This is a genomic window from Vibrio crassostreae (genome assembly GCF_024347415.1).
GTDB classification, from domain to species: domain Bacteria; phylum Pseudomonadota; class Gammaproteobacteria; order Enterobacterales; family Vibrionaceae; genus Vibrio; species Vibrio crassostreae.
In genome coordinates, this window is record NZ_AP025476.1 from 2,744,876 (window position 1) to 2,758,334 (window position 13,459).

Sequence of the window (13,459 nt, forward strand, 5' to 3'; positions counted from 1 at the left end):
GAAAATAAAAAAGCCGCTTACTTTTCAGTAAGCGGCTTTGCAAATGATTAACGGTTGGTCACACTCCACTATGGGCGGTAAACCTTAACGTTATGGAAGCCTTGCTCTTGTAGGTAGAGCGCCTGTAGACGGCTCATTACACCACGGTCACAGTACAGCAAGTACTCTTTATCTTGGTCTAGGTCACCGAACTGAGTCGAAAGCTTGAAGAACGGAATGTGTTTAATTTCAACACCATCGATCTCTAATGGGCTTTCGTCTTCTTCTTCTGGGCTACGGATATCAAGAACGATAGCGTGCTCAGCAACAGCTTGAACTTGTTCAACTTCAGGCGCTTGCTCTTGGCTCTCTTTCTCGATGTCACGGATATCCATAACACGAGCGTTCTCGATCACTTGATCCAGCACTTCAAAGTTAAACTTAGCTTCTTCTGCTTCCAGTTTGCCTTTCTTCGCTTTCACTGTTGGCTTCTTAGAGATAACACCACAGTACTCAGGCATTACTTTAGCGAAGTCTTCAGTACCGATGATACGAGAAAGGTCAATGATGTCTTCTTTGTCCCAGTTGATAAGCGGACGAAGAATCAAAGTATCAGTCACGTTATCGATGTGACGAAGGTTAGTTAGCGTTTGGCTAGAAACCTGACCAAGTGCTTCACCTGTTACTAGCGCTTCAATACCAAAACGCTCTGCAACCATACCACCAGCACGCATGAACATACGCTTAAGAACAACGCCCATTTGACCGTCTTCTACGTTCTCAAGGATCTCTGCAACAACAGGTTCGAAGTCTACAGAGATGAACTTCACTTTTGCAGATGAACCGTATTTGTTCCATAGGTAGTGAGCTACTTGCTTAACGCCAATCTCGTGCGCAGGGCCACCAAGATTGAAGAAACAGTAGTGAACCTTAGAGCCACGCTTGATGTGCAGGTAGCTTGAAACACCAGAGTCGAAACCACCAGAGATCAAGCTCAGTAGGTCTTCTTGAGTACCAAGAGGGAAACCACCTAGGCCTTTATGACGAGCCAGTACTTGGTTTAGCTTATCGTTAGCCACTTCAACCTTAACGGTTACGTCTGGGTTCTTAAGTCGAACTTTCGCTGACTCAACGGCTTGGTTTAGACCGCCGCCTACGTAGCGTTCAAGTTCAATAGATGTAAAGTCATGCTTACCACGACGCTTAGCACGAACAGAGAAAGTCTTGCCTTCAATGTCAGCACGGCTGCGTTCTAGTACTTGCTCGTAAATATCGTGCAAGTCTTTGAATTCAGACTGTTGTACTTCAAGAGAGTGGTGAATACCTGGAGTGTGAGTCAGAGCCTCTAACACTTCTGTGTAGTACTGGTCACTCTCAGACGTCACTTCGATATGATCGCGACGGTTGAATACCGCAACACTTTCACAGCGACGTTGAATAACGTTACGAATGTTGCACTCTAGAATCCTTGTGAAGCGCTTACGCACCGATTCACTTTTTACAAAAATTTCCGGATGGGGCTTAACAATAAATTTCATAGTACTTTCACAACATTAATGTTCAAAATTTTGAAAACGCTCATCGCCAAGTAAATTAGAGAATTTACCCAGCACTTGAAGCAAGAATAGATCATATCTAAATCTAAGGGCGCGAATTATACATGAGAAAGTGAAGCAAGGAAAAGAGTGCTTGCTGCAACACCATCATTAAACTGCCTGTTATTAAAAGTAGCAGGTTTCGAAACGACATAAATACAGCAGAGAGATGATTGAAGAACAGCAAACAAAAAGCCCAACCTCATTATAAGGTTGGGCTTTCGATGCTATCTGCTCACTACCGCGTGCACATATCGGCTACTCATTAATAACAGGCACTTCATCACTGTAAAGCGGTTCACCCTGCATGATGCTGATTTCAACGCGGCGGTTAAGGCTACGTTGCCATTCAGTATCATTCGGCTCCACAGGCTCAGTATCGGCCATGCCACGCACTCTCAAGCGTTGATGAGAGAAACCGCGTACTTTTTCCATCTCTTGAGCGACAGACACTGCTCGCTGTGATGACAAGTCCCAATTTGAGCGATAAAGCTCTGAATCAAGACGTTGGTTATCGGTGTGCCCTGAGATTCGGACAATGCCCGGTACATCTTTTACTAATTCAGCGACCTGTCTCACCAATGGGCGAAATTTAGGTTGTAAGAAAGCAGAACCCGATGGGAATGCGCCTTTCTCACGAATTCGAATAACAATCTGCTGGCCAAGATTTTCCACCTCAATCGCGCCTTGGTCGATTTCTCGCTCCAACGCTTTCTTGATGCTTTCCATCAAGGTTTCCATCTCTTGCGATTGAGCTTCAGCTTGTTGTTGCTGTTGGTCTGACTCAGAGTTTTGATTATCGTGAGTCGAAACCTCTGGCGACTTGCCTCCGGTCATCTTGCCTTGGTCACGCATGGTGCCGCCAGCTCGCTCAGATTCACCTTCATGAAATTCAAGCGTTTGCTGCGTAATATCAATAGTTTGCTGCATGATCACATCTATAGGTGTTGGCTCTGGGCGACCAGGGCGGAACTCTTGTGCAATAATGCTGGTGCCTTTAGGAATGTCTTTCACTTCCAAGCGGTTTTGTACACCAAACGCGAATTTCATCGAGCCAGCGATCTGTTTGAACTTCAGTACGTCCATCTCAGAAAATGAGAGCAGCAGTACGAAGAAACACATCAGCAGTGACATCAAGTCAGCAAATGTCCCCATCCATTGAGGTAACCCCGGAGGAGGACATTTACATGGATTCTCTTCATCCATCTTAAACTCCTCTTACGCGGGTTCACCATCAATCGTACGCTTACCTTCGTTGAGGTAGCTCTTGAGGTAACCATCAATAACTCGTGGGTTCTGACCATCTTGAATAGCCAATACACCATCCATAACTAGACGACGGTTAAGTGTCTCTTGGTCACGACGTAGCGCAAGCTTGTCAGCAATTGGGAAGAACACCATGTTCGAAAGAATCGCACCGTACAGAGTGGTCAAAAGTGCTACCGCCATCGCAGGACCGATCGCTTTTGGATCATCCATGTTCGAAAGCATGGCAACCAAACCAACCAAGGTACCAATCATACCCATCGCAGGAGCAACATCACCAAATGCAGAGAACACTTTCGCGCCCTGCTCGTGACGCTCAGTCGTTAATGCGATGTCTTTTTGCAATGCTGCACGTACTACATCTCCATCATGGCCATCGACCAACAGGTCGATGCCCTTTTGCATGAAGCTGTTACTGATTTCCATCTCTTCGAGTGCTAAGAAGCCACCTTTACGCGCTGCATCCGCCATCTCTACCACTTTAGCGATAAGATCTTCAGGTTCATCGGCTTTAAACATGAAGGCTTTGCCTGCAATTTTAGTCGCACCAAAGAACTGCCCCATGGTGAACTTCATCAGAACAACAAAGGTTGAGCCACCAACTACGATCAAAATGGATGTCGTGTCATAGAACATCCCGAGGCTTCCACCTAGGATCATTGCCATGATTACAAAGGCAAATCCACCAATCAAACCTATTAGGGTTGCTAAATCCACTGAGCACTCCTCATGCTTTTTTGTAGCTCTATGTCGACGATAATCTTTGTATCGGCAAGACTATAAGATCTTTTAGTAAATTCTTGGCCTAAGTATCACACTTTTCGTTTTTGAATCCCAACTATTGGCTTACTTTGCTCTTAATAGGTAGCGCATAAACTCGATAAAGCTAAGGTTATTCAAGCAAAGTAAGTTCAAGCCCCTTAAAAACGAACTTTCTAGCAAAATTTCTTGGTTACATTTGACCATCTTAGCGGCCTAGGGTAACGTTCGTTCATCTTTCCAAACGCAGATTTATTATGGCTACTAAGAAACCTGAAAATATGAGCTTTGAAGCAGCAATCGAAGAGCTTGATGGCTTGGTTGATCAACTAGAAAATGGTGATCTAGCTTTAGATGATGCGCTGAAGAAGTTCGAACGAGGTATCTCCCTCGCTCGTGCCGGTCAAAGCAAACTAAACGATGCTGAACAGCGTGTTAGCATCCTACTGCAAAATGATGAAAACGCAGAACTTAGTGACTTTAACCCACAACCAGAATAACGAATTGTATGAGATCCCCTATGATCGAGACTTTATTGTCTTATCAAGCACGTAATAACGAGCAACTGAACCTTTGGCTTGATCGCCTGCCACACCAAAATCAGAACCTGATCAACGCGATGCGTTATGGGTTACTTTTAGGCGGTAAACGCGCACGTCCATTTCTTGTCTACATTACAGGGGAAATGCTCGGCTGCTCCGCTGAAGAACTCGATACTCCAGCCTCTGCAATCGAATGTATTCATGCCTATTCTTTGATTCACGACGACCTTCCAGCTATGGATGACGATGAACTGCGTCGTGGCCATCAGACTTGCCACATCAAATACGATGAAGCAACGGCAATTTTAACGGGCGATGCACTACAAACTCTCGCGTTTACTATACTTGCGGAAGGCACATTAAGTGCTGACGGGGAAAGCAATCGCGTTCGAATGATTCAACGCCTAGCTGAAGCCTCTGGTGCACAAGGTATGTGTATTGGACAAGCACTTGATATTGAAGCTGAAAACCGCTCTGTCACGCTAGAAGAGTTAGAAGAAGTTCACCGCAATAAAACGGGCGCTCTAATGAAATGTGCGATTCGTTTAGGTGCACTCGCTGCTGGCGAAAAAGCGTTTGAAGTGATGCCTCAATTAGATAAGTACGCCGATGCCATTGGATTAGCATTCCAGGTTCAAGATGATATTTTAGATATCACCAGCGATACTGAAACTTTGGGTAAACCACAGGGTTCTGACCAAGAATTAAACAAAAGCACCTACCCTTCTTTGCTAGGTTTAGAGGGCGCTCAAGAAAAAGCGCAAACTCTGCTACAGGAAGCGCTTCAAGCTTTGGCTGCAATCCCATACAATACCCAGTTACTCGAAGAGTTCGCCCGATACGTCATCGAGCGCAAGAACTAAGACAATAAGCGCGCATTACCTATGACTCTTGATATATCAAAGTACCCAACTCTTGCTTTAGCTGATAAGCCAGAGGATTTGCGTCTCCTCCCGAAAGAGACGCTTACACAGCTTTGTGATGAACTACGTACCTACCTTCTTAACTCGGTGAGCCAATCAAGTGGTCACTTAGCGTCAGGCTTAGGTACAGTAGAGCTAACCGTTGCTCTGCACTACGTGTACAACACACCTTTTGACCAGTTGGTTTGGGATGTTGGCCACCAAGCATACCCGCATAAAATTCTTACTGGTCGTCGCGACCGCTTGTCGACTATCCGTCAAAAAGATGGGCTACACCCATTCCCATGGCGTCAAGAGAGCGAATACGACACCCTTTCGGTTGGTCACTCTTCAACTTCGATCAGTGCTGCACTTGGTATGGCTATCAGTGCAAAGAAAGAAGGCAAGAACCGTAAAGTCGTGAGTGTGATTGGCGATGGCGCGATTACTGCGGGTATGGCATTCGAAGCTATGAACCACGCGGGCGATATTCACAATGACATGCTGGTTATCCTTAACGATAACGAGATGTCGATCTCTGAAAACGTAGGTGCTCTGAACAACCACCTAGCTCAAGTTCTTTCTGGCAGTCTTTACACGTCTATTCGTGAGGGCGGCAAGAAAGTGCTATCTGGCGTTCCGCCGATTAAAGAGCTGGTTCGTCGTACAGAAGAACACCTAAAAGGCATGGTTGTTCCTGGCACCATGTTTGAAGAGTTAGGCTTTAATTACATTGGTCCAATTGATGGGCACGATGTGAATGAGCTGATTAAAACGCTGAAGAACATGAGAGACCTTAAAGGCCCTCAGTTCCTGCATATCATGACTAAGAAAGGCAAAGGTTACGAGCCAGCAGAGAAAGATCCAATCGGTTACCACGGCGTACCGAAATTCGATCCAGCACACTCAAGTCTGCCTAAGAGCACCAGCTCTAAACCAACTTTCTCTAAGATTTTTGGCGACTTCCTGTGTGATATGGCCGCGCAAGATCCTAAGCTGATGGCGATCACGCCTGCAATGCGTGAAGGCTCTGGCATGGTACGTTTCTCTAAAGAATATCCAGAACAATACTTCGACGTTGCTATTGCTGAGCAGCACGCTGTGACGCTAGCAACCGGTATGGCGATTGCGGGTGATAAACCGATTGTGGCTATCTACTCGACTTTCCTACAACGTGGCTACGATCAGTTGATCCACGATGTAGCTATCATGGATCTACCGGTCATGTTCGCGATTGACCGTGCAGGTCTTGTCGGTGCCGATGGTCAAACACACCAAGGTGCGTTCGACTTAAGCTTTATGCGTTGTATTCCAAACATGGTGATCATGGCACCAAGTGACGAAAACGAATGTCGCCAAATGCTATACACAGGCCACCAACACACAGGTCCAAGTGCCGTTCGTTACCCTCGTGGTAATGGCATGGGCACTGAGATCCAAAGTGAGTTTACTGCGCTTGAGATTGGTAAGGGTCGTATCGTTCGTGAAAGTGCGAAAGCAAAAGATGGCTCGAAAGTCGCTATCCTAAGCTTCGGAACCTTCTTAGAAAGTGCGCTTCAAACCGCTGACGCTATCGATGCGACCGTTGCAGACATGCGTTTTGTGAAACCGCTAGACGAAGCTCTGATCAAACAACTTGTTGCTGACCACGATGTACTGGTTACTATCGAGGAAAACGCAATCGCAGGTGGTGCGGGTGCGGGTGTGATTGAATTCTTGATGCAAGAGAAACTACTGATGCCAGTATTGAACCTTGGCCTACCTGACAAGTTCATTGCTCAAGGCACTCAAGGCGAGCTACATGAAGAGCTAGGCTTAGACGCGAAAGGTATTGAGAAGTCTATTTCTGACTACCTTGCTAAATAACTTTCACAAGCAAGCGGCATAAACGACAAAACAAAAAAGGTTGGCCCTAGGGTCAACCTTTTTAGTATCCGTTAATTAGTTTGGTGTACCACCAACTAAGCCTTGAGCTAACTCACACTAACCAACCCGCGAAATGCGCTACGGCATACAACGAAATCGCCGCCATAATACCCGCCACAATATCGTCAATCATGATACCCAAACCACCATGAACTCGCGCATCTAACCAACCAATCGGCCATGGTTTTACCATGTCAAAGAAGCGGAAAAGCACAAAACCAGTCAGAAGCCATTTCCAGTCATCAGCAGGGATATTCAGCATCGGCACCAAGCTCATGGTGATCCAAAAGCCCGCAAACTCATCCCAAACGATAGAACCGTGATCATGCACGCCCATATCATCAGACGTTACTTGGCAGATCTTAATACCAATAATGCAGCTTACAACCACCACTGCAACGTAAGCAGGGAACGGTAGCTGAACCAACAATAAGTACAATGGAATAGACGCGAGCGTACCCATGGTGCCGGGAATAATAGGCGATAAGCCACTACCAAAACCTGTTGCTAAGAAATGCCAAGGGTTTTTAAGAGAAATAAGAGAAAGTGGGTTTGTCATCAATTAACCTTAAAGTGATCGTAACCAGTTAAGTTCCAACTCAGTGGTTCACCATTATTGTGTAATTCAAAATATTCTACAGGTCTTATCTGGCCAATGCAGGTGACTTTTGTGCCAGTGTGTGACAAAGCACTTTCCAATGACCCTTTATTCTCTTCCGGCACAGTAAAGCACAGTTCGTACTCTTCACCACTGGTGAGCGCATACTGTTGAGCCGAAGCGACATCAGAAGCAAACTGGCGTAGCTCTGGAGAGATAGGAAGGCAACTCACATCAATGCTTGCACCAACCTCTGAACGCTTCAGGATATGCTTTAGGTCAGCAATCACGCCGTCAGAGATATCAATAGCAGACGAAGCAAGATTAACGAGCGCCTGGCCCGCGAGCACTCGTGGAGAGCTGATGTAGTGTCTCTCTTCAAGCTCAAGTGCATAAGGTTTAGCTTTGTTCTGTTCGGGGTTAAGTAACACTTCGAGGCCAGCTTTACTGTCACCTAGGCTACCCGTTACGTAAATCCAGTCCCCCACTTTAGCGCCATCTCTACGCAGTGCTCGTCCTTCAGGAACAAAGCCCTGTACAGTCAATGTCAGACTTAGTGGCCCTTTAGTTGTATCACCACCAATTAACTGGATACCAAAGTAGTCTGCGAGTTTAAAAAAGGAGTCACAGAAAGGAGCAAGCCATGCCTCATCCACTTCAGGCATGGTTAACGCAAATGAAACCCAAGCAGGCGTCGCCCCCATAGCAGCAAGGTCGCTAATGTTAGACGCCAAGGCTTTATGTGCAACCCAAGCTGGGTTCGCTTCCGCTAAGAAGTGAGTACCCGCAACTAAGGTGTCCGTGCTGATCGCTATCTCAACATTGCTTGGCGCTTTGACCAAAGCACAATCATCACCCGCAGCCAGATGTACATCTTTACGTTGTGGTTGTCGATTTACAAAATATTTTTCAATCAGGTTAAATTCGCCAGACATCACATGCCCTATCTTTAGTCTTCATACAAATCACCGTAATTATTGATATTACAGAAATTTAGTTACAAAAAAGGCCAGCATGATAGCTGACCTTTAGATTCAATATACGAACGTCTTATTTCTTACGAACGTGCGGTGCAGCTTTATCAAGCACACCGTTAACAAACTTATGGCTGTCTTCTGCTGCGAATACTTTCGCAAGCTCGATAGCTTCGTTGATAACCACTTTGTATGGTACATCTTCGCGACGAGTCATCTCGTACATAGCTAAACGTAGAAGCGCTAGTTCCATCAGATCCAGATCTTGCATAGGGCGAGATACGAATGGACGAAGCTTGCTATCAAGTTCCATGTGGCTAAGAGCAACACCAGTTAGCAGGTCGCGGAAGTATGCAACGTCTGTTTCTGGCATAGCAAGTGCAGGTTCTGCAGCATGATGCTCTTCTTCATCATACTTACCACCAGATAAGAACTGTTCTTCAACGGTAGCAATATTTTCTTTAGTAATTTGCCAAGAATAAATTGCTTGTAGAGCAAATTGACGTGCGTTACGACGTGCGGCTGGTTTCACACTGGCCCCCATTAGGAATCGATTTCAGAAAGAACGTTGATCATCTCAAGTGCGCTAAGTGCTGCTTCTGCACCCTTATTACCAGCCTTGGTTCCTGCGCGTTCAATAGCTTGATCGATCGTATCAACAGTAAGAACACCAAACGCTACCGGAAGAGAGTATTCCAGAGACACTTGTGCCAAACCTTTATTACATTCACTACAAACATAGTCAAAGTGAGGTGTACCGCCACGAATTACTGTACCAAGAGATACAATCGCATCGAACTTGCCTGTTTTTGCAACGCGCTGCGCTACAAGTGGAAGTTCAACTGCACCAGGGCAACGAACAACAGTGATGTTGTCTTCGCTTACTTGTCCATGACGCTTTAAAGTATCGATTGCACCAGAAAGTAAACTTTCGTTAATAAAACTGTTGAAACGAGCAATAACGATAGCAATTTTTGCATTTGGCGCTGGGAAGCCACCCTCGATCACTTTCATAAGCCTTCCTTTAACTATTTTCATCAAGTGAGAATCGCCGGATTCTAGCACAAAACTGTGAGCAATATCTAATGGTAATTTAGAAGAACAGACACCGGCAATGTAAAGATGATAATGCAGCGCCAATCCCAAGCATATAGGAACAGCGAGTAGCCAAGTTTGTGTATTGAACACGTATTGAGTCGAACTTGGCTACTTTGCTCTTTTGGCAAGATTTATCACCAAAAGAGCCACTGAGATTATCGGTAAATTATGTCACTACAAACGGAGAAACGTCTGCTCGTTGACACATATTTTATTCGCAAACATACTCAACAACGTTAAGACCAAAACCACCTAATGCGTGGTAACGCTTAGTGCTCGAAGAAAGCAGACGCATATCGTGCACGCCTAGGTCTTGAAGAATCTGAGAACCGACACCAACACGACGTGAGGTACCTTGCTTCTTAGCCATGGTTGGTTGTTCGTTCTTATCTTGCGCTTCAAATGTCTTCACTTTGTGAATCAAAGAATCAGACGACTCTTCGTTACCAAGAATAACCAACACACCGCCTTCGTCTCCAATGCGCTTCATCGCTTTATCTAGCGACCAGCTGCGCTCGGTACCACGATCTGAATGAAGCAGATCGGTAAACGTATCATGCAGGTGAACACGTACTAAAGGAGCACCTTCAGTTAAGCTACCTTTTTGCATGGCGTAGTGGATCTGGTTATCAATTGTATCGCGGTAAGTCACAAGCTCGAAATCACCAAACTCTGTTGGTAAATGGCATTGTGCAACGCGCTCAATTGTCGTTTCAGTGTTGTTGCGGTACTCAATCAAGTCAGCAATAGTGCCAAGCTTGATGTCGTGCTTTTCTGCGAAGACTTCAAGATCAGGGCGACGCGCCATAGTGCCGTCATCGTTTAAGATTTCTACGATAACCGATGCTGGTTCACAGCCTGCTAATCGAGCTAAATCGCAACCCGCTTCAGTGTGGCCAGCGCGCGTTAATACGCCGCCTTCTTGAGCTGTCAGTGGGAAGATATGACCAGGCTGAACTAAGTCAGCCGCTTTTGCGTCTTTCGCTACTGCAGCTTGAACCGTCACTGCACGATCGGATGCTGAAATACCGGTTGTTACACCCTCTGCCGCTTCAATCGAAACCGTAAAGTTAGTGGTGTACTGTGCATTGTTGTCTTGAACCATAGGTGCTAAGCCCATACGGTTTGAACGCTCTTTAGTCAGCGTTAGACAAATCAAACCGCGGCCGTACATTGCCATGAAGTTAATTGCTTCTGGCGTAACATGTTCTGCTGCCATGATCAGATCGCCTTCATTCTCGCGATCTTCATCATCCATCAGGATAACCATTTTTCCTAGGCGAATGTCTTCAATAATTTCTTGAGGAGTACTAATTGGCATTGTTCTATATCCTTTGAAATGGTTCTGCTTCCTAGAACCGACACTATTTAAACCTGATGATATTGCTTCGCTTTACAAAGTCTCGCTTAATTACTTTGTATCAACGGTTAGGCAAAACCATTCTGCTGTAAGAATTCCATCGTTAATCGAGATTCAGGCTCAGATTCTTGTTGCTGACCTTGCAGTAAACGCTCCATGTAACGCGCTAATACATCGACTTCTAAATTCACTTTACGACCTACATTGAATTGGTCGATGGTGGTTTCTGAAGAGGTGTGAGGAACGATCGTCAGCTTGAATGCGTTCTTGCGTAAATCGTTCACAGTCAGACTGATGCCATCGACCGTTATTGAGCCTTTTTGAGCGACGTATTTTGAGATCTCTGCTGGCATTTCTACCCAAAACTCAATTGCACGGCCAACTTGGTTGCGTTCAACAATCTCACCCACGCCATCAACGTGACCAGACACAATGTGTCCACCGAAACGCGTGGTTGGTAACATTGCTTTCTCAAGGTTAACTTTATCGCCCGCTTGGTAATCGACAAAACCCGTTTTTTTCAGGGTCTCAAGCGAAAGGTCTGCACTGTAGCTGTGGTCGTTGAATTCAACGACTGTCAAACACACACCATTGGTTGCGATACTGTCGCCTAACTGAACGTCAGCCATATCAAGCTTGCCAACGTTGACCGTTACGGTGATGTCTTCTCCGCGGGGAGTGATTGCACTCAATGTACCTACGGCTTCTACAATTCCTGTAAACATTTTAAAACTCTTTTTGTTGTCAACGACACGTATGCAGTTGGAGTAACTATTTCGAGAGTGGTTTCGCTGCTATTGGTTTAGCCACAATTGGTTTCGCCACAATGCGAATATCCACACCAACCTGTCGAACATCTTTAATTTCTAGGTCAATAACGTCAGACATTGAAGTGAGCCCTAATGCGCCCATCAAACCTCGTCCGTCACTGCCCATAAGTTTAGGTGCTAAATAGAGGATTAGCTCATCCACCAGCTGTTCTTCAATCAAGCTTTTTGCCAATGTTGCGCCCGCTTCGACCCAAATATGGTCGATATGATTGGCAGGTAATTGACGCATCAGATCGTGCAAATCGAGCTGACCTGCATCTGTGGTTCCTACTTCAATATCCGCAGACGCTTCAGCCACTCTTAACACTGGTGTTGGCGACTGATATAACTTGAGCTCAGGACGCAGTTGATTTTGACGATCAAGAATCACGCGAATTGGCTGACGAAGTTCATCTTCAGCGTAATGAGCTTTAATACTGCTTGGCAACTCTGCCCAGCGAACATTCAACGAGGCGTTATCTTCAATCACCGTTTGGCTTGTGGATAACACTGCGCCCGCTTTTGCTCGGTAATTCTGAACATCACGACGCGCTTCTGGCGATGTGATCCACTGGCTTTGGCCATTTTCCAATGCCGTTTGACCATCAAGGCTAGCCGCCATCTTCAACTGAACAAATGGCATGCCGGTTTGCATACGCTTGATAAATGCAGGGTTCAAATCAAGAGCATCTTGCTCTAACAAACCAATTTCAACCTCAATACCCGCGTCGCGTAGCATTTTGATACCACGACCTGCGACTTTTGGGTTTGGGTCCTGCATAGCGCAAATTACTTTTGCAACTTGAGCCTTAATCAAACCTTCGGCACAAGGCGGCGTTCGACCATAATGCGAACAAGGTTCAAGTGTGACATAAGCTGTCGCGCCTTTGGCCTTATCGCCTGCCATTCTCATGGCATGCACTTCGGCATGAGGTTCGCCCGCTTTAGCATGAAAACCTTCACCGACGATCTGACCATCGGTTTGTACGATGACACAGCCCACATTCGGGTTTGGTGCAGTAGTGTAAATGCCGCGTTTCGCTAATTGAATAGCACGCGACATCATTTGAAAATCTAGGGGAGTAAAGTTAGACATGATTGAGGGGTTAGTCCTCTAATTTAGCGATTTCTTCGCCAAACTCTCGGATGTCTTCAAAGCTACGGTAAACAGAGGCAAAACGGATGTACGCCACTTTGTCCAATTCTTTCAATTGGCCCATCACAAGGTTACCAATCATCTCGCTTGGTACTTCACGCTCACCAGTTGCACGGAGTTGTGACTTAATCGTACTGATCGCAAGTTCAATTGCATCAGCACTCACTGGGCGTTTTTCTAGAGCGCGCTGAACACCACCGACCATTTTATCTTCGTTAAATGGTTCGCGGTTTCCATTCGACTTAATTACTTTAGGCATCACAAGTTCTGCCGATTCGAACGTAGTAAAACGCTCGCTACATGCAAGGCATTGACGGCGACGACGAACCTGATGGCCATCGGCTACCAGTCTTGAATCGATTACTTTAGTGTCGTTCTCTGAACAAAAAGGACAATGCATATCACCTCCAAATAATTGATTATCAGTGTAACGGAATTGCCAAACGTTAGGAAAGAAAAAGGGCCAATTAAGGCCCTTTTGTGTGGTGATTCATT

14 protein-coding genes are annotated in these 13,459 nt (G+C 45.7%); 3 read left to right on the forward strand and 11 right to left on the reverse strand.

All coding sequences use genetic code 11. The annotated features are described in order from the left end of the window. Nucleotides 1-68: 68 nt before the first annotated feature. From thiI to pomA, 3 genes are all read right to left on the reverse strand, one after another. On the reverse strand, nt 69-1,517 hold the full coding sequence (thiI, locus tag OC193_RS12205; protein ID WP_048658100.1) for a tRNA uracil 4-sulfurtransferase ThiI: 1,449 nt from the start codon (nt 1,515-1,517) through the stop codon (nt 69-71). Between the two features lie 315 nt (nt 1,518-1,832). After that, nucleotides 1,833-2,780, reverse strand: coding sequence for a flagellar motor protein MotB (locus tag OC193_RS12210; RefSeq protein WP_017060777.1), 948 nt, complete (start codon nt 2,778-2,780; stop codon nt 1,833-1,835). Between the two features lie 12 nt (nt 2,781-2,792). After that, the gene (gene pomA, locus OC193_RS12215) at nt 2,793-3,557 is read right to left on the reverse strand and encodes a flagellar motor protein PomA (protein ID WP_004734406.1); all 765 of its coding nucleotides are present in this window, start codon (nt 3,555-3,557) and stop codon (nt 2,793-2,795) included. Nucleotides 3,558-3,856: 299 nt separating this feature from the next. On the opposite strand from pomA, the gene xseB reads away from it, so the two are divergent. Genes xseB through dxs form a run of 3 tightly spaced genes read left to right on the forward strand, consistent with a single transcriptional unit; the run spans nt 3,857 to nt 6,909 of the window. Further along, on the forward strand, nt 3,857-4,099 hold the full coding sequence (gene xseB / locus OC193_RS12220; protein WP_004734405.1) for an exodeoxyribonuclease VII small subunit: 243 nt from the start codon (nt 3,857-3,859) through the stop codon (nt 4,097-4,099). Nucleotides 4,100-4,119: 20 nt separating this feature from the next. Next, nucleotides 4,120-5,004, forward strand: a complete 885-nt coding sequence (gene ispA / locus OC193_RS12225) for a (2E,6E)-farnesyl diphosphate synthase (protein ID WP_048664556.1) — start codon at nt 4,120-4,122, stop codon at nt 5,002-5,004. Between the two features lie 21 nt (nt 5,005-5,025). Continuing rightward, on the forward strand, nt 5,026-6,909 hold the full coding sequence (gene dxs / locus OC193_RS12230) for a 1-deoxy-D-xylulose-5-phosphate synthase (RefSeq protein ID WP_048658103.1): 1,884 nt from the start codon (nt 5,026-5,028) through the stop codon (nt 6,907-6,909). 112 nt (nt 6,910-7,021) lie between these two features. Here the strand turns inward: dxs and pgpA are convergent, their stop codons facing one another. The 8 genes from pgpA to nrdR all read right to left on the reverse strand — a co-directional run bounded on the left by pgpA (nt 7,022) and on the right by nrdR (nt 13,364). Continuing rightward, nucleotides 7,022-7,528, reverse strand: a complete 507-nt coding sequence (gene pgpA / locus OC193_RS12235) for a phosphatidylglycerophosphatase A (RefSeq protein ID WP_048605519.1) — start codon at nt 7,526-7,528, stop codon at nt 7,022-7,024. Beyond that, nucleotides 7,528-8,502 (reverse strand): thiamine-phosphate kinase, encoded by a 975-nt coding sequence (gene thiL / locus OC193_RS12240; protein ID WP_048658104.1) that lies wholly within the window; start codon nt 8,500-8,502, stop codon nt 7,528-7,530. The genes pgpA and thiL overlap by 1 nt, the downstream gene beginning before the upstream one ends. Before the next feature lie 115 nt (nt 8,503-8,617). Beyond that, the gene (gene nusB / locus OC193_RS12245; protein WP_004734399.1) at nt 8,618-9,085 is read right to left on the reverse strand and encodes a transcription antitermination factor NusB; all 468 of its coding nucleotides are present in this window, start codon (nt 9,083-9,085) and stop codon (nt 8,618-8,620) included. Beyond that, nucleotides 9,085-9,555 (reverse strand): 6,7-dimethyl-8-ribityllumazine synthase, encoded by a 471-nt coding sequence (ribH, locus tag OC193_RS12250; protein ID WP_004741508.1) that lies wholly within the window; start codon nt 9,553-9,555, stop codon nt 9,085-9,087. The genes nusB and ribH overlap by 1 nt, the downstream gene beginning before the upstream one ends. Before the next feature lie 295 nt (nt 9,556-9,850). After that, nucleotides 9,851-10,960 (reverse strand): bifunctional 3,4-dihydroxy-2-butanone-4-phosphate synthase/GTP cyclohydrolase II, encoded by a 1,110-nt coding sequence (gene ribBA, locus OC193_RS12255; RefSeq protein WP_017096788.1) that lies wholly within the window; start codon nt 10,958-10,960, stop codon nt 9,851-9,853. Nucleotides 10,961-11,067: 107 nt separating this feature from the next. Then, nucleotides 11,068-11,724, reverse strand: coding sequence for a riboflavin synthase (locus OC193_RS12260; RefSeq protein WP_048658105.1), 657 nt, complete (start codon nt 11,722-11,724; stop codon nt 11,068-11,070). Between the two features lie 46 nt (nt 11,725-11,770). Continuing rightward, nucleotides 11,771-12,874, reverse strand: a complete 1,104-nt coding sequence (gene ribD / locus OC193_RS12265; protein ID WP_048664554.1) for a bifunctional diaminohydroxyphosphoribosylaminopyrimidine deaminase/5-amino-6-(5-phosphoribosylamino)uracil reductase RibD — start codon at nt 12,872-12,874, stop codon at nt 11,771-11,773. A 40-nt stretch (nt 12,875-12,914) separates the two neighbouring features. Continuing rightward, on the reverse strand, nt 12,915-13,364 hold the full coding sequence (gene nrdR, locus OC193_RS12270) for a transcriptional regulator NrdR (protein ID WP_004734394.1): 450 nt from the start codon (nt 13,362-13,364) through the stop codon (nt 12,915-12,917). Nucleotides 13,365-13,459 lie beyond the last annotated feature (95 nt).

Excerpts from the sequence above, each read along its gene's own strand:
- thiI (WP_048658100.1), bottom strand. The coding sequence starts at position 1,517 with ATGAAATTTATTGTTAAGCCCCATCCGGAAATTTTTGTAAAAAGTGAA.
- OC193_RS12210 (WP_017060777.1), bottom strand. The coding sequence starts at position 2,780 with ATGGATGAAGAGAATCCATGTAAATGTCCTCCTCCGGGGTTACCTCAA.
- xseB (WP_004734405.1), top strand. The coding sequence starts at position 3,857 with ATGGCTACTAAGAAACCTGAAAATATGAGCTTTGAAGCAGCAATCGAA.
- ispA (WP_048664556.1), top strand. The coding sequence starts at position 4,120 with ATGATCGAGACTTTATTGTCTTATCAAGCACGTAATAACGAGCAACTG.
- dxs (WP_048658103.1), top strand. The coding sequence starts at position 5,026 with ATGACTCTTGATATATCAAAGTACCCAACTCTTGCTTTAGCTGATAAG.
- pgpA (WP_048605519.1), bottom strand. The coding sequence starts at position 7,528 with ATGACAAACCCACTTTCTCTTATTTCTCTTAAAAACCCTTGGCATTTC.
- thiL (WP_048658104.1), bottom strand. The coding sequence starts at position 8,502 with ATGTCTGGCGAATTTAACCTGATTGAAAAATATTTTGTAAATCGACAA.
- nusB (WP_004734399.1), bottom strand. The coding sequence starts at position 9,085 with ATGGGGGCCAGTGTGAAACCAGCCGCACGTCGTAACGCACGTCAATTT.
- ribH (WP_004741508.1), bottom strand. The coding sequence starts at position 9,555 with ATGAAAGTGATCGAGGGTGGCTTCCCAGCGCCAAATGCAAAAATTGCT.
- ribBA (WP_017096788.1), bottom strand. The coding sequence starts at position 10,960 with ATGCCAATTAGTACTCCTCAAGAAATTATTGAAGACATTCGCCTAGGA.
- OC193_RS12260 (WP_048658105.1), bottom strand. The coding sequence starts at position 11,724 with ATGTTTACAGGAATTGTAGAAGCCGTAGGTACATTGAGTGCAATCACT.
- ribD (WP_048664554.1), bottom strand. The coding sequence starts at position 12,874 with ATGATGTCGCGTGCTATTCAATTAGCGAAACGCGGCATTTACACTACT.
- nrdR (WP_004734394.1), bottom strand. The coding sequence starts at position 13,364 with ATGCATTGTCCTTTTTGTTCAGAGAACGACACTAAAGTAATCGATTCA.